This window comes from Streptomyces sp. RKAG290 (assembly GCF_023701695.1).
Classification (GTDB): Bacteria; Actinomycetota; Actinomycetes; order Streptomycetales; family Streptomycetaceae; genus Streptomyces.
The window spans coordinates 2,710,989-2,733,819 of the sequence record NZ_JAJOZC010000001.1; the positions used below are offsets into that span (position 1 = coordinate 2,710,989).

The window sequence follows — 22,831 nt, forward strand, 5'->3', positions numbered from 1 at the left end:
GGGGGCGCAGCCATGCGGAGTGACGACACGGGTGCCGAACGCAGGGGCAGGGGCGGGCCGTGGACCGCCGCCGGGGCCAATCTCCTGCTCGGGGTCTTCGCGATCTTTCCCGCCGTGTGCATCCACTGGCTGGTGACCCACTACCTGGCGAAGGACTGCGCGGCCACCGGCGGGGCCGGGTGCGACCAGGAGCCGGACATGCTCGGCTCCTTCTACCTGGAGGCCGCCGCGGCGAGCGGCCTCGCCGTCCTGGCCATGACAGTCGTGGTCGACTTCCTCATGCCGCGCCAGGAGGGCTGGCCCCTGCACACCTGGCTCGGGATGACGGTACTGATCCCCGTCCCCTTCTTCGCCGGTCTGGCGCTAGGCCGATTCTGAACGGACGGCCGGACGGACCGCCGGAAGGACCGCCGGAAAAACTTCGCGGACGATGTAGAGAACCGCTCGGCGGCCCCGTTCATGGGGTGAGAGCGTCGCAACGGCGCCGGAGAAACGACCGAGGAGTCCCCATGCCGAAGTTCATGCTGATGGTCAACCACGACGGCGGAGTGTTCGAGGAGCCGATGGACAAGTGGGCGCCCGGCGATGTGGCAGCGCACTTCAACTACTACGAGGCGCTCTCGAAGGAGCTGACCGAGAGCGGCGAGATGGTCTCCTTCACCGCCCTCGCCGACCCGAGCCAGGCCAAGATCGTACGGGCGGACGGCACCGCGGCCCCGATGGTGACGGACGGCCCGTTCGCCGAGTTCAAGGAGTTCCTGGCCGGGTTCAACGTCTTCGACGTCGAGTCCGAGGAGCGCGCCCTGGAGATCGCCGCCCGCATCTCCGCGGTCCCCGGTCCGGGCGGCGTACCGACCCAGCAGCCCGTCGAGGTCCGCCAGGTGATGACCGAGTCCGAGAGCGAACTCTGACCCGGCCCCGCCCCGTCATGCATCGAGGGCCTGCGGCGCGGATGCGCGCGGCAGGCCCTCGACGGCGGTGGGCGCGGTGGCCCGGCGGTCAGTTGGCCGACGCGTACGAGACGAAGTCGGCCCAGGCACCCGGGGTGAAGCCGAGTTCGGGACCGGGGATGTTCTTGGAGTCGCGGACGTGGATGGTGGTGGGGGCGGTGGCCACCTCTACGCACGAGGGGCCGTCGTTAGAGCTGTAGCTGCTCTTGAACCAAGTCAGCCCGGACAGGCCGCCGGCCATGGACGTGGCACTCATGTCTCTCCCAGCATTTTCTCGATGAAGGTCCGTGAGAGCCGAGGCGTGAGTGCCTGGGCCCGGATCATGCCGTAGCGCATCTCAAGGATCTGGACTTCCTTGGGGTCGCTGATCAGTCGGCTGGTGAGCTGGACCTCGTTGAGCCCAACAGCCGTGCCGTCACTCAGCTTAAGCACCCGGTGCGAACCTGCCAGTCCTGCGTGTTCTTCTGTCTCCGTGGGCATGACCTGGATTTCGATGTGGCGTAAAGCCCCCAGTTCCAGAAGGCGTTCGAGCTGACCGCGCAACACACTTCTGCCGCCGATCGGCCGCCTGAGCGTCGTCTCTTCCTGGACGAAGGTCAGCAGTGGAGCGGGACAGCGTTCGAGCGCTGCTTGCCTGGCCATACGAGCAGCCACCAGACGCTCGACCTGGTCCTCGGTATAGGCGGGACGTCGCTCCCTGTACAGAGCACGGGCGAAATCCTCGGTCTGAAGGAGGCCGTCGATCACATCGGTGTCGTACGCGCCCAGCTCCACCGCATCGGCCTCCAGCTTGGCCAGGTCACGGACCTTCTTCGGGTACCGCGCCTCCGCCACGTCCCGTTTCATCGCGGCGAGCTTGCCGCCCGCGCCCACGGCCTCGTCCGCGCGGTCCAGGAACTCCGGCTTCGGAATCCGCTTCCCGGCCTCCACCTTGTAGACCTGGTTCTCGCCGTACCCGATCGCCCCACCGAGCTCCGCCGCGCGTAAGCCCGCCGCCTCCCGCCAGAGCCGGATCTGCCGGCCCACCGCCGCGATCACCGCCCCTGACTCGTCCTCCGGTTCGACGTCCCATTCCGGGCCGTCCGTACCGTCGTTGACACCCATACGCCACCTGCCTCCGCCCGCCTCCGGCACCTCACCGCTGTACGCGTTGGACGCGTCCGTACAACCGCTGGACAGTCACCGTCCGTACACGCGTCGCTCCTGTTCAGCGTAGGCACGGGCGGCCACGCTGAGTGACGTGAATCGAGAAATCACCCAACCGCGTGCCCGCAGCGGCCAGTTCGCCGTCCAGCTCTCCGCGACCCGTCGGGGCGCCCGGCTCGCCCGGCTGCTGGCGACGGAGCAGCTCCGTTCGTGGGGGCTTCCGCTGGACGACGCGAGTCACGTCGTGGCCGAACTGGCGGCGAACGCCGCGCTGCACGGGTACGTGCCGGGGCGGGACTTCCGCGTCCTGCTGACGGTCTCCGGGGACACGCTCCGTATCGAGGTGACCGATGCCCGCGGTGACCGACTGCCCCGGCTCCAGGAGCGGACCGACGCGTCCGAGTGCGGGCGTGGGCTGCTGCTCGTCGAGGCGCTGGCCACCCGCTGGGGCGTCGCACAGGGGCCGTTCCCCCGGAAGACGGTCTGGGCGGAGATCGCGCTCACCGGATCGTGACAGGCGCGACCCGGCTGGGCGCGACCCGGTTGAGCGAGACCCGGCGGCGTGAGTCGCGGCCGACCGCGACGCGGCGGCCCACGACGTAAAAGGCTTTTAAGTCCTTCGGGAAGAAGAAACTTTCAAACCAGACCAAACCCCACCGGGGTGGACCTCAGCAGGCCCCCGCGCGCCGCGTGGGTGCCCGTCACTCACACGGGTGAGCTTGGCCAACTGGGCTGGATTTCGCCCCGGTTGCCTGGCATATGCTCACGAAACCAACTTCAGACATGAGACGGCCCCCGCCGGGACGGGAATCCCGAGCGAGGGCCTGACCAACGAGGAAGAAAGAACCTTCCCGATGGGTACCCAGAAGATTATCGCGCCCTCGCGCGCCCCGTCCGGCGGTGTGGTGCACGCCAACGCCCGCCACACCAGCCACTTCACCGTCGTGGGAAACCACCTCGCCCAGCACCGCGAGCTCTCGCTCGTGGCGATCGGGCTCGCCACGCACATCCAGTCGCTGCCCGCCGGGGCCAGGATCGGCATCAAGTGCATGGTCGAGCGCTTTCCGGAGAGCGAGGCCCGTATCGCGGGTGCCCTGCGCGAGCTGGAAGCCCACGGCTACCTGAAGCGCACCCGCGAACGCCTCCCGAACGGCCGCGTCGTCACGCACACCACGTCGTACAACCAGCCGTGCGCCACCCGAGCAGCACGCCCGACGCCAACTCCCGCCCCGGCAAAGGCCCCCGCTCCCGCCGCCATCCCGGCAGCCGCACCGGCACCGCCACCGGCACTCGCATCCGCACCCGCATCGGCTGCGAAACCGCCGTCACCTCCGTCACCTCCGGCTCCCCCGGCGCCGCCCCTCCCCCGGCCGCGGACCCCCGATCCTGAACTGCACCGGGCGGCCACCGCGCTCCTGCTCGGCCTGCGTCGGGAGGCGGCCGAGCTCGTGCTCTCCGAGGGGGACGTACGGATGCTGACCCCGGCCGTCGCCACCTGGCTGGAACGCGGAGCGGCCCCCGGGGCCGTCAGCCGGGCCCTCACGGCCGATCTCCCGGTCCCCCTGAAGTACCCGGGGAAACTCCTCGCGCACCGGCTGACCGTGCTGCTCCCGGCCGCCGTACCCGTCCACCGGGCGGTCCCCATGCAGAACTGCGACGACTGCGACCGTGCGTTCAGAGCGCCCGAGCCCGGCCGGTGCGGCGAGTGCCGTGCGGAGGCACCCGAGACACGGACCCTCGCCGTCATGGCCCGGTGACCGACCTCAGCCAGCCACCCGCGCGGGCCGTCTCGGTCACCGTGCGCAGGAGTTGGGCGACGGCAGGGCGTGCGGTGCGGCCCCTCGTCAGCAGGTGCAGTTCGATGGCCGCGCCCCCGGCCAGGGGCTTCCAGACCAGACCGGCGGGCAGGCTGGACGCGGCCGACTGGCCGACCACGGAGACCGCTTCCCCCCGCACCACCGGGGTGTGACCGGCATCGAACGACAGCGTGCGCAGCATCAGCTTCGGGCTGACGCCGGCGCGGCCGAGGATGTCGATGACCGCGTCGTAGTGCCCGGGGTTGGCCTCGCGCGGGTGGACCAGCAGGGTTTCGTCCGCCAGGTCGGCGGTGTCGACGACGGGCCGGGCGGCCAGCCGGTGGTCCGCCGCCATCAGCACGCCTTGCGGCTCCAGCCTCACGAGGGTCCGCACGAGCTCAGGCGTGGGTGGCGGACAGCGCACCAGGCCCGCATCGAGCGTGCCGTCGGCTACACCGGCCAGGATCTCCGCGGTGGACAGCAGATGTGTGGTGGCCGTCAGGCCCGGCAGGCGCTCGGCCAGGGCGGTGAGGAGCGCGGGGGCCGTCTCGTAACTCGTACTCATGCTGTACCCGAGGGCCAGCGTGCCGTGCTCGCCGCCCGCGAAGCCCCGCACATCGCGCCAGAGCCGGTCGGCGTCCTCGCACAGGGCGGTGCCCCGCTCGATCAGCACCCGGCCCGCCTCGGTGGGTTCGACGGAGTGGGTGTTCCGGTCGAGCAGCCGGACACCGAGGTCCTTCTCCAGTTCGCGGATCTGGCGGCTCAGCGCAGGCTGCGCGATGTGCAGCCGCTCGGCGGCGCGGGTGAAGTTACGTTCCTCGGCCACGGCCAAGAAGTAGCGCAGACGCCGGAGTTCTGACATGCGCAGCAGCTTACGAGCTGCTCCCACCAGCGGTGATGCCGGTCGGTTCTGGGCCGATCCAGAACAGGTCTTTCCCTCCCGGTACCGCCCCTTCATAGCCTTCAGGTGTCGGAGGAAAACCCCTCAGGAAAGGCCACCGGAGTCATGAACGACACCACCGCAACCACTACTGCCACTGCCACTGCCACTGCCAGGGAAGTCGTCTTCGACTACATGGACGCTCTCGCCTGGGGTGACTTGGACCGGCTGCGCTCCTTCTTCGACCCCGAGGCCACCTGGACGCTCGCCGGTGACCTGGCGGTCTCGGGCACCTGGACCGGGCCGGACGAGATCTTCGGAACCTTCGTGGCCGCGATGGTCGCCCGGCTGGTGCCGGAGTCGGTCGAGTTCGAGTTCGTGGGCCTGATCGCGGAGGGCGAGCGCGTCCTGGCGGAGTGGAAGACGCGGGCACTGGCCCGGTCGGGCGGCCGGTACGACCAGCACTGCCTGGCGGTGTTCACCGTACGCAACGGGCGGATCGCCACGGTCCGGGAGCACTTCGACACCCTGCACGCGCAGACCGTCGTCTTCGCCTGAACCCACCTGCCAGAAGTGCCGGAGCTTTCCCACCTGCCAGACCAGGAGACGCACGATGCGAGCCGTACTTCCCCACACCGACACAGGCACCGGCACCGGATCCGCCGGAACGGTCCGGCTCGGCGAGGCGCCCGATCCCGAACCCGCCGAGGACGAAGCGCTGATCTCGGTCGAGGCCTACTCCGTGAACCGCGGGGAGACGTTCCAGCTCGACGGCCGACTCGACCGGCGTTGGCCGGGCTGGCGTCCCGGCAAGGACGTCGCCGGGACGGTCGTCCGGGCCGCCGCCGACGGCACCGGCCCGGCGGCCGGAACCCGTGTGGTCGCCCATCCGCCCGCCTACGGATGGGCGGAGCGCGTCGCGGTCCCCGTGCACAGCGTCGCCGCACTCCCGGACAGCATCGACGCGGTGACCGCCGCCGCCCTCCCCCTCGCGGGAATCACCGCGCTCCGGCTGCTCCGGGCGGCGGGCCCGGTGGCCGGCCGACGGCTGCTGGTGACGGGGGCGAGCGGCGGGGTCGGCCACTACGTCACCGAGCTGGCGGCGTCCTCGGGCGCGGCGGTGACAGCGGTCAGCTCGACGCCGGAACGCGGCGCGCGGCTGCTGGACCTGGGCGCGGCCGACGTCGTGACGTCGCCGGCCGACGCCGAGGGCCCGTACGACATCGTCCTGGAATCCGTGGGCGGCACCTCGCTGCCCGCCGCCCTGGCCCGACTCGCACCGGGCGGCCTCCTGGTCTGGTTCGGCCAGGCGAGCCGTACCCCGGTCACGCTCGACTTCTTCGACTTCTTCAAGGGCCCGGTCCAGGCCCGCATCGCCCACTTCGACTACACCCGCGCGGACACGACGTACGCCGCCGACCTCGTCTCGCTGGTCCGCCTGGTGGCCGGGGGGCGCCTGCACCCGGAGATCGGCTCGGTGCGCGACTGGTCCCGCACGGCCGAGGTGATCGCGGACATCCGGGGGCGGCGGGTGCGGGGGAACGCCGTACTGACCGTGGGGTGAGGCACTGGCCGTGGGGTGAGGCGGCTGGCGATCGCCACGCGTGCCGACGGCCTGCCACAGGCCATGGCCGTCGGCACGCTCCGCTCAGTCCCCGTCGGCTCAGTTCACGTCGACGAAGTCGACGGAGGAGGTGGCGGCGCCCGTGGTGGACCACCCGCCGAAGCTCCAGCGCCAGTAGCCGTCGGCGGAAGCCGTCACGGTGGTCTTCAGCGCACCGGTGGCGCTCGACTTCACCGTCTTGACGGTGGAGTAGGCGGCGGCGCCCTTCTTGCGGAACTGCAGCTTGACCGACGCGTCGGCGACGCCGGTGTACGTGTGCTTCACCCAGTCGGCCCGCGTGAGGCTGCCGGTCACGGTGATCGGCTTGCCCTTCTTCACCGGCTCGGGCGCGGCGTTGACCGTGGCCTTCGCCCAGCGCCTGATCTGGGACCGGCCGGAGGTGGCCAGGTACTCCTCGGCCTTGAGCTGGCCGTTGGTCTTGAAGAGCCTCGCCGCGATACCGATCTTCCAGGTCGTCGCGTCGCTGTTCGAGTCCAGGCGGTAGCGCGGCTCGACGTACAGGTCGCCCTCGCAGTCCGCGACCCGGGCGCTCTTCTCGTAACAGGTGTAACTCGGGAAGAGCGCGTCGCTCTGCGCACCTTTCGCCGCCGTGCTGGTGCCGTGGTAGAGGAACGGCTCCGCGTCGTAGGCGAAGGGGTCGGCGGTGCTGTATCCGGCGGGGAGCGTGATCCGGAAGGTGACCGACGGCCTCTTCACCTCCGAGGTGCCGACGACGATGGGCTTGCCTCCGTTGACGACGATTCCGGACACCGTGATGCCCGTATCGGCGGCCTGCGCCGCCGGAGCCGTGAACGCCGAGAGGGCGAGTGCCCCCGCGAGTACGGTCACGGCGCCGGTTCTGCCTGTCTTCATGCGCACCTCGTTGCTGCGTAAGGGCTGTGGGACCCGCCGGCCCGGACCATGATCGGCCGATCGGCGGGGCGGCAGGCTACCACTGGCGGCCGGGCGGGCCGGCCGGCGGGCCCGGCCGTCCGGCACGTGACCGACCCCACCCCCCACTCCGTTCAAACTCCCGCAACAATGAACGTGTGATCACTTCGCCGACACGGAGCACGAACCGACGCGCCGAGCACGCCGCGACGCCGTACGTCGACCTCTCCCGAGCGGAGTGGAGCGCCCTGCGCGACAAGACGCCGCTGCCGCTGACCGCCGAAGAGGTGGAGCGGCTGCGCGGGCTCGGGGACGTCATCGACCTGGACGAGGTGCGGGACGTCTACCTGCCGCTCTCGCGGCTCCTCAATCTGTACGTGCAGGCCACGTCCGGGCTGCGGGGCGCCCTGAACACCTTCCTCGGGGACGCGGGCAACGGCCACGGCGCACAGCGCGGCACCCCGTTCGTCATAGGGGTCGCGGGCAGTGTCGCGGTCGGCAAGTCCACCAGCGCCCGCATCCTCCAGGCGCTGCTGGCCCGCTGGCCCGAGCACCCGCGGGTGGAGCTGGTGACCACGGACGGGTTCCTGCTGCCGATGAAGGAGCTCCACGCGCGCGGGCTGATGTCGCGCAAGGGCTTCCCCGAGTCCTACGACCGGCGCGCCCTCACCCGCTTCGTCGCCGACATCAAGGCCGGCAAGGACGAGGTCACGGCACCCGTCTACTCCCACCTGATCTACGACATCGTGCCCGGCGAGCGGCTCACCGTGCGGCGCCCCGACATCCTCATCGTCGAGGGGCTGAACGTGCTGCAGCCCGCACTGCCGGGCAAGGACGGCCGGACCAGGGTCGGGCTCGCCGACTACTTCGACTTCAGCGTGTACGTGGACGCGCGGCCCGAGGACATCGAGACCTGGTACCTCAACCGCTTCCGCAAGCTGCGCGCGACGGCGTTCCAGGACCCGTCCTCGTACTTCCGCAAGTACACCCAGGTCTCCGAGGCGGAGGCGATGGAGTACGCGGCGACGATGTGGCGGACCATCAACAAGCCCAATCTGGTGGAGAACGTCGCGCCGACCCGCGGCCGTGCCACGCTGGTGCTCCGCAAGGGCCGTGACCACAAGGTCCAGCGGCTGTCCCTGCGCAAGCTCTGAGGCTCGCAGGACCCCACCCCGAGGAGTGTCGTGCTGCATCTGCGCCTGATCGTCCCCACCGGCCGTACGGACGAGGTGGTGGACCTGGTGGAGCGGACCGTCGGCACCACCCACCTCGTCGTGATGCCCGGGGTGGCCCGCGACCCGGTGGGCGACGTGGTGCTGTGCGACGTGGCACGCGAGGCGGGTGACGAGCTGATCGGGTCCCTGCGGGGGCTCGGTATCGACGAGCACGGGTCGATCACCGTCGAGAACTCGGATCTGACGCTCTCCGCGCGCGCGGACCAGGCTGAGGAGGACGCACCGGGCGACGGCGCGGACGCGGTGCTGTGGGAGGAGCTGACGGAGGCGACCCACGAGGAGTCGACGTTCAGCGTCACCTACGTGTCATTCCTCGCGGTCGCGACGATGCTCGCGGCCTGCGGTGTGATGCTCGACAACGCGATCCTGATCGTGGGCGCGATGGCGGTGGGCCCGGAGTTCGGACCGCTGGCCGGGATCTCCACGGCCCTGGTGCAGCGCGCCCCGCGGCTGGTGTGGCGGTCGCTGTGGGCGCTGATCGGCGGGTTCGCCGTCGCGATGGTGCTGACGGCCGGTTTCGCCTGGCTGATGGACGTGCTCGGGCTGTTCACGGAGGCGATGATCGAGGCGGACCGGCCCAATACGGCGTTCGTCTGGCAGCCGGACTGGATGTCGTTCGTGGTGGCGTTCCTGGCGGGTATCGCCGGGACGCTCTCCCTCACCTCGGCGAAGTCCGGGGCGCTGATCGGTGTCGCGATCTCGGTGACGACCGTGCCGGCCGCGGCCAACGCGGCGGTGGCCTTCAGCTACAGCGACTACAGCCAGATGGTGGGCTCCACGCAGCAGCTGCTGGCGAACCTCGGCGGGATCGTGCTCGCGGGAACGCTGACCCTGCTGGCGCAGAAGGGGCTGTGGCGGCTGGCCCGGCGCCGGGGGACGCGCGTGCGGCCGCCTCGGGTGCCCGCGGACACCGGACGGGCCTGACGCGGGTGAGGGGGCGCGGCTTCACACCCGCGCCCCCTCACTTGCGTCAACGACTCACCTGCGACATCGGTTCACCTGCGTCAACGGTTCACCTGCGACACCGGCTCACCGGCGTCACCGCTCAGCCGAGCGCGGACTTCACGACGTCGGCCAGCCGTCCGGCGACCGCACGCGCCTGGTCGATGTCGGCAGCCTCGACCATGACCCGCACCAGCGGCTCCGTACCCGACTGGCGCAGCAGTACGCGACCGGTGGCGCCCAGCTCGCGCTCGGCCTCGGCGACGGCCGTGGCCAGCTCCGGTGAGGTCTGCACCCGGGACTTGTCGACGTCCGGCACGTTGATGAGCACCTGCGGCAGGCGCTGCATCACCCCGGCCAGATCGGCGAGCGTGCGGCCGGTGGCGGCGATCCGGGCCGCCAGCATCAGGCCGGTCAGCGTGCCGTCGCCGGTCGTGGCGTGGTCCAGGACGATGACGTGGCCGGACTGCTCGCCGCCCAGGGCGTAGCCCTCGGCCTTCATCGACTCCAGGACGTAGCGGTCGCCGACAGCGGTCTGGACGAGCGCGATGCCCTCCCGCTCCATGGCGATCTTGAAGCCGAGGTTCGACATCACGGTGCCGACCACGGTGTCCTTGCGCAGCTGGCCGGCGTCCCGCATGGCGAGGGCGAGGACGGCCAGGATCTGGTCGCCGTCGATCTCCTCGCCCGCGGCGTCCACGGCCAGGCAGCGGTCGGCGTCGCCGTCGTGCGCGATGCCGAGATCGGCGCCGTGCTCGACGACGGCGGCGCGGAGCAGCTCCAGGTGCGTGGAACCGCAGCCGTCGTTGATGTTCAGACCGTTCGGTTCGGCGCCGATCGTGACGATCTCGGCCCCGGCGCGGGCGAACGCCTCGGGCGAGACCCGGGCCGCGGCACCGTGCGCCTCGTCGAGGACGACCTTCAGGCCGTCGAGCCGGTTGGGGAGTACGCCGATGAGGTGAGCGACGTAGCGGTCGAAGCCCTCGGCGTAGTCACTGATCCGGCCCACCCCGGCACCCGTCGGACGGGCCCACGGCGCACCCGTGCGGTGCTGCTCGTAGACCGTCTCGATGCGGTCCTCCAGCTCGTCGGCGAGCTTGTGGCCGCCGCGGGCGAAGAACTTGACACCGTTGTCCGGCATGGCGTTGTGGCTGGCGGAGAGCATCACGCCGATGTCGGCGCCCAGGGCTCCGGTGAGGTAGGCCACGGCGGGCGTCGGCAGCACGCCGACGCGCAGGACGTCCACGCCCGCGCTGGCGAGGCCGGCCACCACGGCGGCCTCCAGGAACTCTCCGGAGGCGCGGGGGTCCCGGCCCACCACGGCCGTCGGCCGATGGCCCTCGAACGTGCCCGCCTCGGCCAGTACGTGCGCCGCTGCGACCGACAGTCCGAGCGCGAGCTCGGCCGTCAGGTCCGCATTGGCGACGCCGCGCACGCCGTCCGTGCCGAAGAGTCGTCCCACTGTTGTCCTCCGAAGGTGCTCCGAAACGCAAAAAAACAGACCAGGCAGTCAACGAGCCTATGAACGTCTTATGCCGTTATATGCCCGTGGCTGTCAATAAACGAACGCCCCGGCAGCACGAGGTGTGCCGCCGGGGCGAACGTGTAACGCGGATGAGCAGGCGGTTTAGCGCTTGCTGTACTGCGGGGCCTTACGGGCCTTCTTGAGACCGGCCTTCTTGCGCTCGACCGCACGGTCGTCACGGCAGAGGAAGCCGGCCTTCTTCAGCGTGGCGCGGTTGTTGTCCACGTCCGCCTCGTTGAGCGAGCGGGCCACGCCGAGGCGCAGGGCGCCGGCCTGACCGGAGACGCCGCCACCCGAGATGCGGGCGATGACGTCGTAGCGGCCGTCGAGCTCGAGCACCTTGAAGGGCTCGTTGACTTCCTGCTGGTGCACCTTGTTGGGGAAGTAGTCCTCAAGGGTGCGACCGTTGATCTTCCACTTGCCGGTGCCCGGAACGATCCGGACGCGGGCGATGGCGTTCTTGCGGCGGCCCAGGCCGGCCGCCGGCTGCGGGTCGCCGAAGCGGCCCGCGAGCGACTCGGAGGTGTACTCGCCCTCGACGGGCACCTCCGACTCGAAGGTGGTCACCTCGGCGAAGGTCTCTTCGCCCTCGGTGCCCTCGGTGCCCTCGACGGGCGTCTCAACAGTGGTCTCGGCCACGATTCTCCTCAGATCTTTCTTTACGTCTTTGGGGGGAGGCCGGAACTACTGCGCGACCTGGGTGATCTCGAACGGGACCGGCTGCTGCGCAGCGTGCGGGTGCTGGTCGCCCGCGTAGACCTTGAGCTTCGAGATCATCTGGCGACCCAGGGTGTTCTTGGGGATCATGCCCTTGATGGCCTTCTCGACAGCCTTCTCGGGGTTCTTCGCGAGCAGCTCGTCGTAACGAACCGAACGCAGACCGCCCGGGAACCCGGAGTGGCGGTACGCCATCTTCTGGGTCTTCTTGTTGCCGGAGAGGTGAACCTTCTCGGCGTTGATGATGATGACGAAGTCGCCCATGTCCATGTGGGGGCGTAGATCGCCTTGTGCTTGCCTCGGAGGAGGTTCGCAGCCGTGGTGGCAAGACGGCCCAGGACGATGTCCTCGGCGTCAATGATGTGCCACTGGCGAGTGACATCGCCGGGCTTGGGGCTGTACGTACGCACTTCGTAGCCTTCGCTTCTTCAGTGGATGGGGTCCAGACACACGGCACCCCTGAAGCGATATGCAGCTGGGGCTCACAATGCCGGGGACGCTGCCCGTATGCGAGCCACTGGTAACTGCTCCAGGGAACCTACGTAAGGGCCCTTCGCGTGAGAACGACGAAGCCAATACGTATAACAATCGTCGAGACTACCCGGCCCGCCCCGGACGGGTCAAAACGGGGCCCTTGGGCGGGCGGCAACGGGGTCCTGGCTCTGGCCCGGGCCCCCGGGCTGGGGGTTCCGTCCTCAATCGCCGGACGGGCTTGATGTGGTGCGGGTGCCCCGTGCGGGGTGCGCTGCCCGGGTGGTGGTGGTCCGGTGCCCCTCCGGGGCGTCTCCTCAAACGACGAACGTTCCGCCGCAACGCAAGGGGACCCGGGTATCTGTTCGTCGTCCTGCGGGGACTCCCCTGCACGGCCCCGAACCGGCCGTCCCGCGTCTGCGACGGTCATTGGGGCCGGTGTGCAGACGCGACCGATGCAGGGGTGGGGACGTGCAGGGGAGTCCCCGCAGGAAATGGCGTAGGACCCGGGTCCCTCGCGGACCCGGGTGAACACGCCATTTCTGAGGAGACGCCCCGGAGGGGCACCACCCCCACCCACCGGGCACAGCGCACCCCACGGGGGCACCCGCACCACTCAAGCCCGTCCGGCGATTGAGGACGGAACCCCGCGCAACGGGGACCCGGAACCCAAGGGCCCCGAACAACGGACCGCCAGGTCACCGCGCGCGTGACACCCGCCGCTCGTCCCACACCGGCTCCGCCGTCTCCCGGACGATTCCGTCCGAGCCGAAGACCAGATACCGGTCGAAGGACTTCGCGAACCAGCGGTCGTGCGTGACGGCCATCACCGTCCCGTCGTACACCTCAAGGCCGTCCTGGAGCGCCTCGGCCGACTCCAGGTCCAGGTTGTCGGTCGGCTCGTCCAGCAGCAGCGCGGTCGTGCCGGCCAGCTCCAGGAGCAGGATCTGGAAGCGGGCCTGCTGCCCGCCGGACAGCTTCTCGAAGGGCTGGTCGCCCTGCCGCTCCAGCTCGTACCGGCGCAGCACGGACATCGCACCGCCCCGGTCCTTGGCGTGCTCCGTCCACAGGATCTCGACGAGCGTCTTGCCGAGCAGCTCCGGATGGGCGTGGGTCTGCGCGAAGTGGCCGGCGACCACCCTCGCCCCCAGCTTCCACTCCCCCGTGTGCGCCACCGGCTCGCCCGCCAGCAGCCGCAGGAAGTGCGACTTGCCCGACCCGTTCGAACCGAGGACGGCGACCCGTTCCCCGTAGTAGATCTCCAGGTCGAACGGCTTCATCAGGCCGGTCAGCTCCAGGTTCTTGCAGGTCACCGCCCGCACCCCGGTCCGGCCACCGCTCAGCCGCATCCTGATGTCCTGCTCACGTGGCGGCTCCGGCGGCGCCCCCGCGTCCTCGAACTTCTTGAAGCGGGTTTGCATCGCGTGGTAGCGGTTGGCCATGTCGGGGCTGTTCGCCGCCTGCTGCCGCAGCCGCAGGACGAGCGCCTTCAGCCGGGCGTGCTCCTCCTGCCAGCGGCGCAGCAGCTCCTCGAAGCGTGCGAACCGCTCCTTGCGGGCTTCGTGATACGTGGCGAAGCCGCCACCGTGCACCCACACGTCGCTGCCGGCCGGGCTGGGCTCCACGCTGACGATCTTCTCGGCGGCCCGGGAGAGCAGCTCCCGGTCGTGGGAGACGAAGAGGACCGTCTTACGGGTCTCCTTCAGCTTCTCCTCCAGCCACCGCTTGCCGGGGACGTCCAGATAGTTGTCCGGCTCGTCGAGCAGCAGGACCTCGTCGGGCCCGCGCAGCAGCGCCTCCAGCACCAGCCGCTTCTGCTCACCGCCGGACAGCGTGCGTACCTCGCGGTACTGCGCCTTCTCGTACGGGATGCCGAGCGCGGCCGTGGTGCACATGTCCCAGACCGTCTCGGCCTCGTACCCGCGCACCTCCGCCCAGTCGCTGAGCGCCTGCGCGTACGCCATCTGCGCGGCCTCGTCGTCGACGGTGAGGATCAGCTCCTCGGCCCGGTCCACCGCCTGCGCGGCCTCACGGATACGGGGCTGGGCGACGGAGACGAGCAGGTCACGCACCGTGCGCTCGTCGCGCACCGAGCCGACGAACTGCTGCATCACGCCGAGCCCGCCGCTCACCGACACGGAGCCGCCGTGCGGCTGGAGCTCCCCGGCGATCAACCGCAGCAGCGTGGTCTTCCCGGCGCCGTTCGCCCCGACGAGGGCGACCACGGCACCGTCCGCGACGCGGAACGAAGCATCGCCGAGCAGCACCCGCCCGTCCGGTAGGTAGTACTCCAGATGGCCTGCTTCAAGATGTCCCATGCACAGCATTGTCACGGCCAGCGAAGCCCTGGCCCAACCGGATTAGGTTGCGTCTAGGATTCGCGGCATGAGCTTTGGGCAAGGGGGCCCTCCTGGGGGCCAGGGGACAGCGGGACTCCGGACTGGGCGGCGATGGCCGAGGAGTCCGCGGCACGGGCCAGGCGCAAGAAGTGGCTGATGATCGGCGGGGGCGCGCTGGCCACCGCCGCCGTCGCCGCGATCGTGGCGATCGCGGTCATCGTGACGAACAAGGACGACAACGCCGCCACCGCCGGGAAGAACGCGAGCGAGCTGCCGTCGGCGAGCGACCTGCCGAGCGAGACCGCCCAGCCGGAGCCGTCGTTCTCCTCGGTCGCGCCGCCGCCCCGCCGGACCCGAAGGACTACATATCCGACGTGAAGAAGGACCGGGCGCCCGTCACGGTCGACTCCTTCTTCCCCGGCAAGCAGCTGAAGATGGGCGACCGCGTCTACGCCAAGGCCGCGACGCACCGCACCACGAAGTGCGCCACGACCACGCAGGGCGCGCTCGGCTCGATCCTCGCGAACAACGGCTGCGACCAGGTCATCCGTGCCACGTACAGCCGCAGCGGCGTGGCGGTGACCGTCGGACTCGCGGTGTTCGAGACCGAGGCCCAGGCCAAGAAGGCGGCGCAGCAGGCCAGCGGCGGCCTGGCGTCGCTGAGCGGTTCGGGTGTGCCGACCTTCTGCCGCAACGGGACCTTCTGCCGCCGCACGGCCAACTCCTACGGCCGGTACGCCTACTTCACGGTCGGCGGCTTCACCAGCGGCAAGGACGTCACCAAGGCCGACAGGAACGTGTTCGCCGTCGGCGACGACCTGACGAACTTCACGTTCCGGCAGATCCGCCACCGCGGCGAGGTCCAGGCCTCGGCGGCAGCCACCGCGCCCGCCGCCTGACCCCGGACCGCAACCGCCGTCCCGCACCCGCTCGTCCCTCCGTTCAGACACTTCTTCCGGATGCGGAGGACCTGCCGCTGTGCGTCTTTCCTTCCTGGTCGCGTTCCTGCGCATCCTGCGCCACCGCGAGGCCATCGGCACCGACCTCGCGCCCGACGAGGCCGTGGTCCTGGACCCGCCGGACGCCTCGCTGCGCGCCGCCGTCGCCGCGGCGGTGGCCGGTGACCACGTCCCGGCCCGCGAGCTCCTCGCCGCCACCCGGGCGCACGCCCAGTGGGAGCGCAGGGACGCGTACGTGAGCCGGCTGGCCCGGACCGCGCTGCACCACGACGGCTGGCTGGACACCTGGCTGCAGGAGACTCCCGGGGACCCCGACGCGACCCTCGTCGTGGCCGACTTCCACGTCCACCAGGCCTGGAGGATACGGACGGACGCGCGGGCCAAGGACGTGGAACGCGACCAGTTCCAGGCCTTCTTCGCGCTGCTGGACGACGCCGTACCGGTGATCGGCGCCGCGGCCGACCTCAATCCCGCCGACCCGGTCCCCTGGCGCATCGCCCTCACCCAGGCCCGCGGCATCCAGGCCCCGCGCGAGGTCTTCGACACCTACCTCGCCGAGGCACAGGCCCGCGACCCGCACCACTTCGGCTGTCACGCCCAGGCCCTGCAGTACCTGTGCGCCAAGTGGCACGGCTCGCACGAGGAGATGTTCCGGTACGCGGAACGGGCGGCGGAGTCGGCACCGCCCGGCTCGATGCTGCACGCGCTGCCGCTCCAGGCGGCGCTGGAGTACCGGCTGTCCGAGCGGGACGAACCCGACCGCCCCGACCCGTACGGCCCCGAGGCCGAGGCGGCGATCAGCCGGGCGCTGGCCCTCTCCGACACCTACGGTGCGGGCGACCGCGAGGCGGCCGGCTTCCGCAACGAGCTGGCTCTGATGCTGATCATGGCGGAGCGGCCGGCGGAGGCGCTCGACGTGTTCCGCGCCATCGGTGTGCACGCCACCGAGTACCCGTGGAGCCGGCTCGGCGACCCCCGCACCGAATTCCTCGAAGCCCGCTCGGACGTCCGGCTCGACCTCGCCTCGCAGATCCCGTTCTTCGGCCGTCCGCCCGAGCAGCCGGCCACCGCCCCGGACTGGGCGGAGCTGGCCCCCGGGCCGTCGCCGTCGTTCCCGCACCGCAGGCCGAGGTCGCCCAGGCCGCCCTGATCTGCGGGTACTCCCTGCGGACGGCCCCGGCCGGGGAGGGCTGCAGCTATGTCGAGGTGGTCCCGGAGGCCGCTCACGGCCGGCGCTCGGTGCTGCTCCCGGAGGAGCCGCTGACCGCCGCGGCCGAGAACTTCACGACCGGCGAGAGCTGGCCGGCCCTGGTCCTGCACCGCACCCCCGAGCACAGCAGCGTCACCGCCCTGCACCAGGGCCGGCAGCTCGCGACGCACACCTGGGACACCGAGTCCCCCGCCCCCGACCACGCCGAGGTCCGGGCCACCGCCGCGAGGCTGGCGCACCTCTACGGGCTGGCGGACCCGCGCCCGCTGGCCCACATCCTGCGCTCCACCGGCGCCCCGGCCAGGCACCAGAGCGACCTGGTGACGGCCTTGGGCCTGCCGCCCGTCCCGCCGGGCTTCGGCGGGGACACCGAGATCCTCGCCTCGCTTCCAGGCGCCAGGGTGCAGGCCCGGCGCGGACTGCTGGCGGGGTTGCGCGACACTCTGTCGGCGGGCGGCGGCGACCATCCGGCCGAGCCCCGCGCCCCGCTCCCGCGCCGCTGGTGGCTGATCCGGATACTGTCGCTGCTGGTCCTCGCCCCGGCCACGGCTCTCGCCTGGTGGAGCCCGCAGGTCGGCTGGCTCCGCTCCTCGATGCTGAGCGCCGCGGCGCTGTACCTGGTGGCGGAGCTCACGGCCGCGGTGCGGCGACGGGGACACCCCGCGACCTGACCCGCCGTCCGGGCCCGCCAGGTCAGCAGCAGCCGGCCCCCGGCAGGGTCCGCACATTGCGGGCCTCCACGGCCCGTGCGGCCAGCAACTCATCGGCCGGGTACGCGACTTCCTCCAGCGTCAGCCCGTGCGGCCGCACCACGTGCACCCCGGGATCCCGTACCCGGGCCGCAAGCACCTCGGCCGGCCACGCCGCCGGACGCCGCCCGTCCCCCACGAACAGCGCGGCGCCGATCAGCGCCCGCACCATGTTGTGGCAGAACGCGTCGGCCTGCACGGTCGCCGTCATGATCCCGGAGGCTTCGTCCCGCACCCAACTCAGCTTCTGCAGCGTGCGGATGGTCGTCGCGCCCTCGCGCTTCTTGCAGTACGCGGCGAAGTCGTGCTCCCCGGTCATCCGCGCCGCCGCCTCGTTCATCGCGCCGACGTCCAACGGCCGGTCGTGCCAGAGCACATGACCGCGGATCAGCGGATCCACCCCACCGGGCCGGTCCGCCACCCGGTACGCGTACCTGCGCCACAGCGCCGAGAAGCGGGCGTTGAACCCTGCCGGTGCCTCCTCGATCCGCCGGATCCGTACATCGGGCGCCATCCGGCCGGCCATCCGCCGCAGCAGCTTCTCCGCGTGCTCGGCCCACACCTCGGCCGGCAGATCGACGTGCGCGACCTGACCACGGGCGTGCACTCCGGCATCGGTGCGCCCGGCCACGGCCAGGTCGTACGTGCGCGTGGACCTGGTCACGGTCCTCAGCGCATCCTCGATCTCCCCCTGGACGGTCCGCCGGCTGGTCTGCTTCGCCCAGCCCGAGAAGTCCTTGCCGTCGTACGCCAGGTCCAGCCGCACCCGTACGAAGCCGGGCTCCACCACGTCACTCACCAGCGAATCCTCTCAAGATCCCGCACAGCAGAACGGGCCCGCACCGCCCCGAAGGGTGATGCGGGCCCGTCCAGTGGTCTCAGAACGCTCAGGCGTCCTTGGACTCCGCGTCGGCGTCGGCCGGCTTGGCGTCCTCGACGGACTCGACCGGGGTCTCGTCCTTCTTCTGGGCGTCTTCCTTGACCGCGCGCTTCGTGGCGGCCTCGGCCTCACCGGTGGCAGCCTGCGCCACGGTCAGGGCCTCGACCAGCTCGATGACGGCCATCGGGGCGTTGTCGCCACGACGGTTGCCGATCTTGGTGATGCGGGTGTAACCACCGGGGCGGTTCTCGTACCGCGGGGCGATCTCGGTGAAGAGCGTGTGCACGATGCCCTTGTCCGTGATCGACTGCAGCACCAGGCGACGGTTGTGGATGTCGCCCTTCTTCGCCTTGGTGATGAAACGCTCGGCGACCGGACGCAGGCGGCGAGCCTTGGCCTCGGTCGTGGTGATGCGGCCGTGCTCGAACAGCGACTTCGCAAGGTTGTTGAGAAGAAGCTTCTCGTGCGCAGCGCTGCCGCCCAGACGGGCACCCTTGGCGGGCTGAGGCATGGTTTTTCTCCTTGTGTGCTGCACCGGCCGTATCAGGTACCGGTGTCAGTTCCCGTGCAGCGGTCGCCACACGGAAGTCCAGATGCCGGAAGACTTCTCCAGCCCGTCCGAGCCCAAATTCAAGCCCGCCCGAGCCAAAACCAAGCCCGCCCGAGCCGAAAATCAAGCCCGTCCGGCGATTGAGGACAATCCCCTCACGCCCGAGCCGAATATCAAGCCCGTCCGGCGATTGAGGACACCCCCTCGCGCACGAGCCGATCTCAAGCCCGTCCGGCGATTGAGGACAAAGCCCTCGCCCGGCCCGGGGCACCCAGCAGAACCGGGCACCCCAGCCGGAGGCGTACTAGTACTGCTCGGTCTCCACGAACCCGGCATCCGCATCGTCATCCGCACCAAAGGCGTCGGCGGCGGCGGTCGGGTCGAAGCCGGGAGGCGAGTCCTTCAGCGCCAGGCCCATACCGGCCAGCTTCGCCTTGACCTCGTCGATCGACTTCGCACCGAAGTTGCGGATGTCGAGCAGGTCGGCCTCGGAACGCGCCACGAGCTCACCCACGGAGTGGATGCCCTCGCGCTTGAGGCAGTTGTACGAGCGGACCGTGAGCTCCAGCTCCTCGATCGGCAGCGCCAGATCGGCAGCGAGCGCGGCGTCCGTCGGCGACGGGCCCATGTCGATGCCCTCGGCGTCGATGTTGAGCTCGCGCGCCAGACCGAACAGCTCGACCAGGGTCTTACCGGCCGACGCCATGGCGTCACGCGGACGCATGGCCTGCTTGGTCTCGACGTCGACGATCAGCTTGTCGAAGTCGGTGCGCTGCTCGACACGGGTCGCCTCGACCTTGTACGTGACCTTGAGCACCGGCGAGTAGATGGAGTCGACCGGAATACGGCCGATCTCCTGGCCCACCTGCTTGTTCTGGACGGCGGAGACGTAGCCGCGACCGCGCTCGACGGTCAGCTCCATCTCCAGCTTGCCCTTGCCGTTCAGCGTGGCCATGACGAGGTCCGGGTTGTGGACCTCGACACCGGCCGGCGGGGCGATGTCAGCAGCGGTGACCAGGCCGGGACCCTGCTTGCGCAGGTACATCACGACCGGCTCGTCGTGCTCCGAGGAGACGACCAGCTGCTTGATGTTGAGGATGAGGTCGGTGACGTCCTCCTTGACGCCCGGCACGGTGGTGAACTCGTGCAGGACACCGTCGATCCGGATGCTGGTGACAGCGGCACCGGGGATCGAGGAGAGGAGCGTACGGCGAAGAGAGTTGCCGAGCGTGTAGCCGAAGCCCGGCTCCAGCGGCTCGATGACGAACCGCGAGCGGAACTCGTCAACGACCTCTTCGGTCAGCGACGGACGCTGAGCGATAAGCATGTGTGAATCCTTCAGTCGTGGGCGACCACTATTTGACGCCCGACAGATGAAACAAGGATACGGGCGGCACACCCCCGTAGGGGGCATACCGCCCGTACCCACGCTACTGACGCACGGCCGTCACCGGCCGTGGCGAATCAGACGCGGCGACGCTTCGGCGGACGGCAGCCGTTGTGCGGCGTCGGGGTGACGTCCTGGATCGAACCGACCTCGAGGCCAGTGGCCTGGAGGGAGCGGATCGCGGTCTCGCGGCCGGAGCCCGGACCCTTCACGAAGACGTCGACCTTGCGCATGCCGTGCTCCTGCGCGCGGCGGGCGGCCGACTCGGCGGCCATCTGCGCGGCGAAGGGGGTGGACTTGCGCGAGCCCTTGAAGCCGACGTGGCCGGCGGAGGCCCAGGAGATCACGTTGCCCGAGGGGTCCGTGATCGAGACGATGGTGTTGTTGAACGTGCTCTTGATGTGCGCGTGGCCGTGAGCGACGTTCTTCTTTTCCTTGCGACGCACCTTCTTGGCTGCGCCCTGACGACCCTTGGGGGGCATGTCTTTACTCCAGATGGAGAGGGGAGGTGATCGGTCCTACAGCGAAGACCGCTGGATGCTGCGGATGCCCGGGGACCCGGACGTTCGCAGTGCGTCCGCTGAGGACTACTTCTTGCCCGGCTTCTTCTTACCGGCGATCGCGCGACGCGGACCCTTGCGGGTACGAGCGTTGGTGCTGGTGCGCTGGCCGTGGACCGGCAGACCGCGGCGGTGACGAATGCCCTGGTAGCAGCCGATCTCGATCTTGCGGCGGATGTCGCCCTGGATCTCGCGGCGGAGGTCACCCTCGGTGCGCAGGTTGGCGTCGACGTACTCGCGGATCTTGACGAGGTCCTCTTCGGCCAGGTCACGAACGCGGGTGTTCGGGTTCACGCCGGTGGTGGCGAGGATCTCCTTGGACCGGGTGCGCCCGATGCCGAAGACGTAGGTGAGGGCAACCTCCACGCGCTTTTCGCGCGGGATGTCAACACCTGAAACGCGTGCCATTCAATGGCTCCAGTTGTTATTTCGGGGGTCTTCCGCAGCGCCACTCCCGACCGCCGACCTCTCACTGGGAGAGGTGGTACGTCCGGGTCTCCGGCCCCGCCGGAGGTGTCGTCAGCCGTGGCTTGGACGGGCACTGCGTATGTACGTTTTCGTGCGTCGCGCGAAGTACTGCGAGATGCAGGGGGTCGTGCGTCAGCCCTGGCGCTGCTTGTGGCGCAGGTTGTCGCAGATGACCATGACCCGACCGTGACGGCGGATCACCTTGCACTTGTCGCAGATCTTCTTGACGCTCGGCTTGACCTTCATGGGATGTCAGGTTCTCCGGGTCAGTGCCAGCACCCCGCCGCAGCGGAATGTGGGCAAGATCTACTTGTAGCGGTAGACGATCCGGCCACGCGTCAGGTCGTACGGGGAGAGCTCCACGACGACCCGGTCGTCCGGGAGGATACGGATGTAGTGCATCCGCATCTTGCCGGAGATGTGCGCGAGGACCTTGTGACCGTTCTGGAGTTCCACCTTGAACATGGCGTTCGGGAGGGACTCGATCACGGTGCCCTCAATTTCGATGGCACCTTGCTTCTTGGCCACGCTTCGCCTTTCGAATCGGCTACCTTGATCGACTTTCGTCACTCGTATGCGGACACACGGATGCACGAGAGCCGACGAGTCAGTCTACGTCAGCGGACTCCAAAAGACGAATCCGTCAAGTTTGCCCACCGCGGGAGATCCTTAGACCTCCGGGCCCCTGCGAATCACCCCAAGGGGTCGGGAGCCGCCTCCACGCCATACTCCGCCAGCTTCGCGCGGCCGCAGTCCGGAGCGGTCAGCACCAGCGGTCCCTGCTCCGTGAGGGCGATGGAGTGCTCCCAGTGGGAGGACCAGCTGCCGTCGGTCGTGATGACCGTCCACTCGTCGGCCAGCACCTCGGTGCGGGCCGTGCCGAGGGAGACCATCGGCTCGATGGCGAGGCAGAGGCCCGGCACCAGCTTGATGCCCTTGCCGCGCTTGCGTGCGACGTAGTTCAGCACGTGCGGGTCCATGTGCATCTCGGTGCCGATGCCGTGGCCGCCGTAGTCCTCCACGATCCCGTACTTGCCGGTCGACGGGCGGGGCTGGCGGCGGATGTAGGACTCGATCGCCTTCGAGATGTCGACCAGGCGGTTGTTCACCTTCATGGCCGCGATGCCGGCCCACATCGACTCCTCGGTCACCCTGGAGAGCTCGACGAGCTCCGGAGCGTGACCGGTGCCGACGAAGGCCGTGTACGCGGCGTCGCCGTGCCAGCCGTCGATGATCGCGCCGGCGTCGATGGAGATGATGTCGCCGTCCTTGAGGACGGTCTTGTCGTCCGGGATGCCGTGCACGACGACCTCGTTGACCGAGGTGCAGATCGTCGCCGGGAACCCGCCGTAGCCGAGGAAGTTCGACTTGGCGCCGTGGTCGTCGATCACCTTGCGCGCGACCTGGTCCAGGTCCTGCGTGGTGGCGCCGGGCACCGCCGCCTCACGGGTGGCGGCGTGAATGGCAGCGACCACCAGCCCCGCCTCACGCATCTTCGCGATCTGCTCGGGGGTCTTGATCTGCACCATTGCGCGGCGCCTCTCTGCATGGACGGTGATGGGTGCGGCCGGAC

Annotated in this window: 25 protein-coding genes and 2 pseudogenes; 11 read left to right on the forward strand and 16 right to left on the reverse strand. The window is 70.0% G+C overall.

Translation table 11 applies throughout. The features are described 5' to 3' along the window. Positions 1 to 12: 12 nt before the first annotated feature. The gene (locus LNW71_RS11480; RefSeq protein WP_250968168.1) at positions 13 to 378 is read left to right on the forward strand and encodes a hypothetical protein; all 366 of its coding nucleotides are present in this window, start codon (positions 13 to 15) and stop codon (positions 376 to 378) included. A 131-nt stretch (positions 379 to 509) separates the two neighbouring features. Beyond that, the gene (locus LNW71_RS11485; protein ID WP_250968169.1) at positions 510 to 911 is read left to right on the forward strand and encodes a YciI family protein; all 402 of its coding nucleotides are present in this window, start codon (positions 510 to 512) and stop codon (positions 909 to 911) included. 88 nt (positions 912 to 999) lie between these two features. On the opposite strand, the gene LNW71_RS11490 is transcribed toward LNW71_RS11485, so the two are convergent. After that, entirely contained in the window at positions 1,000 to 1,206 is a 207-nt protein-coding gene (locus tag LNW71_RS11490; RefSeq protein ID WP_250968170.1) for a DUF397 domain-containing protein, read from the reverse strand. Further along, positions 1,203 to 2,054 (reverse strand): helix-turn-helix transcriptional regulator, encoded by an 852-nt coding sequence (locus LNW71_RS11495; RefSeq protein WP_250968171.1) that lies wholly within the window; start codon positions 2,052 to 2,054, stop codon positions 1,203 to 1,205. Before LNW71_RS11495 ends, LNW71_RS11490 begins: the two co-directional genes overlap by 4 nt. 136 nt (positions 2,055 to 2,190) lie before the next feature. On the opposite strand from LNW71_RS11495, the gene LNW71_RS11500 reads away from it, so the two are divergent. Continuing rightward, a complete protein-coding gene (locus tag LNW71_RS11500; RefSeq protein WP_250968172.1) occupies positions 2,191 to 2,610 on the forward strand; it encodes an ATP-binding protein in 420 nt (139 codons plus the stop codon). A gap of 340 nt (positions 2,611 to 2,950) precedes the next feature. Then, a complete protein-coding gene (locus tag LNW71_RS11505; protein ID WP_250968173.1) occupies positions 2,951 to 3,853 on the forward strand; it encodes a helix-turn-helix domain-containing protein in 903 nt (300 codons plus the stop codon). Here the strand turns inward: LNW71_RS11505 and LNW71_RS11510 are convergent. Then, positions 3,840 to 4,754 (reverse strand): LysR family transcriptional regulator, encoded by a 915-nt coding sequence (locus LNW71_RS11510; RefSeq protein WP_250968174.1) that lies wholly within the window; start codon positions 4,752 to 4,754, stop codon positions 3,840 to 3,842. The two genes, LNW71_RS11505 and LNW71_RS11510, sit on opposite strands and share 14 nt — an antisense overlap. Positions 4,755 to 4,898: 144 nt before the next feature. Here LNW71_RS11510 and LNW71_RS11515 point away from each other — a divergent pair, with 144 nt between their 5' ends. Both LNW71_RS11515 and LNW71_RS11520 read left to right on the forward strand, forming a co-directional pair. Next, positions 4,899 to 5,330 (forward strand): nuclear transport factor 2 family protein, encoded by a 432-nt coding sequence (locus LNW71_RS11515; protein ID WP_250968175.1) that lies wholly within the window; start codon positions 4,899 to 4,901, stop codon positions 5,328 to 5,330. A 55-nt stretch (positions 5,331 to 5,385) separates the two neighbouring features. Then, entirely contained in the window at positions 5,386 to 6,336 is a 951-nt protein-coding gene (locus LNW71_RS11520) for a zinc-binding dehydrogenase (RefSeq protein WP_250968176.1), read from the forward strand. 99 nt (positions 6,337 to 6,435) lie between these two features. On the opposite strand, the gene LNW71_RS11525 is transcribed toward LNW71_RS11520, so the two are convergent. After that, entirely contained in the window at positions 6,436 to 7,248 is an 813-nt protein-coding gene (locus LNW71_RS11525) for a hypothetical protein (RefSeq protein WP_250968177.1), read from the reverse strand. Between the two features lie 176 nt (positions 7,249 to 7,424). On the opposite strand from LNW71_RS11525, the gene coaA reads away from it, so the two are divergent. After that, positions 7,425 to 8,420, forward strand: a complete 996-nt coding sequence (gene coaA, locus LNW71_RS11530; protein WP_250968178.1) for a type I pantothenate kinase — start codon at positions 7,425 to 7,427, stop codon at positions 8,418 to 8,420. A gap of 30 nt (positions 8,421 to 8,450) precedes the next feature. Further along, positions 8,451 to 9,425 carry a DUF389 domain-containing protein gene (locus LNW71_RS11535; protein ID WP_250968179.1) on the forward strand — a complete coding sequence of 325 codons (975 nt, stop codon included), beginning with the start codon at positions 8,451 to 8,453 and terminating at the stop codon, positions 9,423 to 9,425. A gap of 121 nt (positions 9,426 to 9,546) precedes the next feature. Here LNW71_RS11535 and glmM read toward each other — a convergent pair whose 3' ends face one another. From glmM to LNW71_RS11555, 4 genes and pseudogenes are all read right to left on the reverse strand, one after another. After that, a complete protein-coding gene (glmM, locus tag LNW71_RS11540) occupies positions 9,547 to 10,905 on the reverse strand; it encodes a phosphoglucosamine mutase (protein WP_250968180.1) in 1,359 nt (452 codons plus the stop codon). A 165-nt stretch (positions 10,906 to 11,070) separates the two neighbouring features. Next, positions 11,071 to 11,607, reverse strand: a complete 537-nt coding sequence (gene rpsI, locus LNW71_RS11545; RefSeq protein ID WP_250968181.1) for a 30S ribosomal protein S9 — start codon at positions 11,605 to 11,607, stop codon at positions 11,071 to 11,073. A gap of 45 nt (positions 11,608 to 11,652) precedes the next feature. After that, positions 11,653 to 12,095 (reverse strand): annotated as a pseudogene (gene rplM, locus LNW71_RS11550) (50S ribosomal protein L13). 759 nt (positions 12,096 to 12,854) lie between these two features. Next, positions 12,855 to 14,474 carry an ABC-F family ATP-binding cassette domain-containing protein gene (locus LNW71_RS11555; protein WP_250968182.1) on the reverse strand — a complete coding sequence of 540 codons (1,620 nt, stop codon included), beginning with the start codon at positions 14,472 to 14,474 and terminating at the stop codon, positions 12,855 to 12,857. A 177-nt stretch (positions 14,475 to 14,651) separates the two neighbouring features. Here LNW71_RS11555 and LNW71_RS11560 point away from each other — a divergent pair. The 3 genes and pseudogenes from LNW71_RS11560 (at position 14,652) to LNW71_RS11570 (ending at position 17,335) form a co-directional block, all read left to right on the forward strand. Further along, positions 14,652 to 15,394: pseudogene (locus LNW71_RS11560) on the forward strand (hypothetical protein). Between the two features lie 79 nt (positions 15,395 to 15,473). Continuing rightward, positions 15,474 to 16,604: a DUF4034 domain-containing protein gene (locus LNW71_RS11565; protein WP_250968183.1), complete on the forward strand. Its 1,131-nt coding sequence runs from the start codon at positions 15,474 to 15,476 to the stop codon at positions 16,602 to 16,604. Between the two features lie 56 nt (positions 16,605 to 16,660). After that, the gene (locus LNW71_RS11570; protein WP_250968184.1) at positions 16,661 to 17,335 is read left to right on the forward strand and encodes a hypothetical protein; all 675 of its coding nucleotides are present in this window, start codon (positions 16,661 to 16,663) and stop codon (positions 17,333 to 17,335) included. 22 nt (positions 17,336 to 17,357) lie between these two features. On the opposite strand, the gene truA is transcribed toward LNW71_RS11570, so the two are convergent. From truA to map, 8 genes are all read right to left on the reverse strand, one after another. Continuing rightward, positions 17,358 to 18,212, reverse strand: a complete 855-nt coding sequence (gene truA / locus LNW71_RS11575) for a tRNA pseudouridine(38-40) synthase TruA (RefSeq protein WP_250968185.1) — start codon at positions 18,210 to 18,212, stop codon at positions 17,358 to 17,360. Positions 18,213 to 18,300: 88 nt separating this feature from the next. After that, on the reverse strand, positions 18,301 to 18,804 hold the full coding sequence (gene rplQ / locus LNW71_RS11580; protein WP_123524181.1) for a 50S ribosomal protein L17: 504 nt from the start codon (positions 18,802 to 18,804) through the stop codon (positions 18,301 to 18,303). Between the two features lie 343 nt (positions 18,805 to 19,147). Beyond that, entirely contained in the window at positions 19,148 to 20,170 is a 1,023-nt protein-coding gene (locus LNW71_RS11585; RefSeq protein ID WP_024491600.1) for a DNA-directed RNA polymerase subunit alpha, read from the reverse strand. A 137-nt stretch (positions 20,171 to 20,307) separates the two neighbouring features. Further along, a complete protein-coding gene (gene rpsK, locus LNW71_RS11590) occupies positions 20,308 to 20,712 on the reverse strand; it encodes a 30S ribosomal protein S11 (RefSeq protein WP_003956432.1) in 405 nt (134 codons plus the stop codon). A 105-nt stretch (positions 20,713 to 20,817) separates the two neighbouring features. Then, positions 20,818 to 21,198: a 30S ribosomal protein S13 gene (gene rpsM / locus LNW71_RS11595; protein WP_014047799.1), complete on the reverse strand. Its 381-nt coding sequence runs from the start codon at positions 21,196 to 21,198 to the stop codon at positions 20,818 to 20,820. Positions 21,199 to 21,390: 192 nt separating this feature from the next. Then, a complete protein-coding gene (rpmJ, locus tag LNW71_RS11600; protein WP_003956441.1) occupies positions 21,391 to 21,504 on the reverse strand; it encodes a 50S ribosomal protein L36 in 114 nt (37 codons plus the stop codon). 60 nt (positions 21,505 to 21,564) lie between these two features. Continuing rightward, positions 21,565 to 21,786, reverse strand: a complete 222-nt coding sequence (gene infA, locus LNW71_RS11605) for a translation initiation factor IF-1 (protein WP_003956442.1) — start codon at positions 21,784 to 21,786, stop codon at positions 21,565 to 21,567. A 164-nt stretch (positions 21,787 to 21,950) separates the two neighbouring features. Further along, positions 21,951 to 22,787 (reverse strand): type I methionyl aminopeptidase, encoded by an 837-nt coding sequence (gene map / locus LNW71_RS11610; RefSeq protein ID WP_250968186.1) that lies wholly within the window; start codon positions 22,785 to 22,787, stop codon positions 21,951 to 21,953. Positions 22,788 to 22,831: the final 44 nt, after the last annotated feature.

Coding starts and splice junctions, on each gene's coding strand:
- LNW71_RS11480 (WP_250968168.1), top strand. CDS start 13: ATGCGGAGTGACGACACGGGTGCCGAACGCAGGGGCAGGGGCGGGCCG.
- LNW71_RS11485 (WP_250968169.1), top strand. CDS start 510: ATGCCGAAGTTCATGCTGATGGTCAACCACGACGGCGGAGTGTTCGAG.
- LNW71_RS11490 (WP_250968170.1), bottom strand. CDS start 1,206: ATGAGTGCCACGTCCATGGCCGGCGGCCTGTCCGGGCTGACTTGGTTC.
- LNW71_RS11495 (WP_250968171.1), bottom strand. CDS start 2,054: ATGGGTGTCAACGACGGTACGGACGGCCCGGAATGGGACGTCGAACCG.
- LNW71_RS11505 (WP_250968173.1), top strand. CDS start 2,951: ATGGGTACCCAGAAGATTATCGCGCCCTCGCGCGCCCCGTCCGGCGGT.
- LNW71_RS11510 (WP_250968174.1), bottom strand. CDS start 4,754: ATGTCAGAACTCCGGCGTCTGCGCTACTTCTTGGCCGTGGCCGAGGAA.
- LNW71_RS11515 (WP_250968175.1), top strand. CDS start 4,899: ATGAACGACACCACCGCAACCACTACTGCCACTGCCACTGCCACTGCC.
- LNW71_RS11520 (WP_250968176.1), top strand. CDS start 5,386: ATGCGAGCCGTACTTCCCCACACCGACACAGGCACCGGCACCGGATCC.
- LNW71_RS11525 (WP_250968177.1), bottom strand. CDS start 7,248: ATGAAGACAGGCAGAACCGGCGCCGTGACCGTACTCGCGGGGGCACTC.
- LNW71_RS11555 (WP_250968182.1), bottom strand. CDS start 14,474: ATGGGACATCTTGAAGCAGGCCATCTGGAGTACTACCTACCGGACGGG.
- rplQ (WP_123524181.1), bottom strand. CDS start 18,804: ATGCCTCAGCCCGCCAAGGGTGCCCGTCTGGGCGGCAGCGCTGCGCAC.
- LNW71_RS11585 (WP_024491600.1), bottom strand. CDS start 20,170: ATGCTTATCGCTCAGCGTCCGTCGCTGACCGAAGAGGTCGTTGACGAG.
- rpsK (WP_003956432.1), bottom strand. CDS start 20,712: ATGCCCCCCAAGGGTCGTCAGGGCGCAGCCAAGAAGGTGCGTCGCAAG.
- rpsM (WP_014047799.1), bottom strand. CDS start 21,198: ATGGCACGCGTTTCAGGTGTTGACATCCCGCGCGAAAAGCGCGTGGAG.
- rpmJ (WP_003956441.1), bottom strand. CDS start 21,504: ATGAAGGTCAAGCCGAGCGTCAAGAAGATCTGCGACAAGTGCAAGGTG.
- map (WP_250968186.1), bottom strand. CDS start 22,787: ATGGTGCAGATCAAGACCCCCGAGCAGATCGCGAAGATGCGTGAGGCG.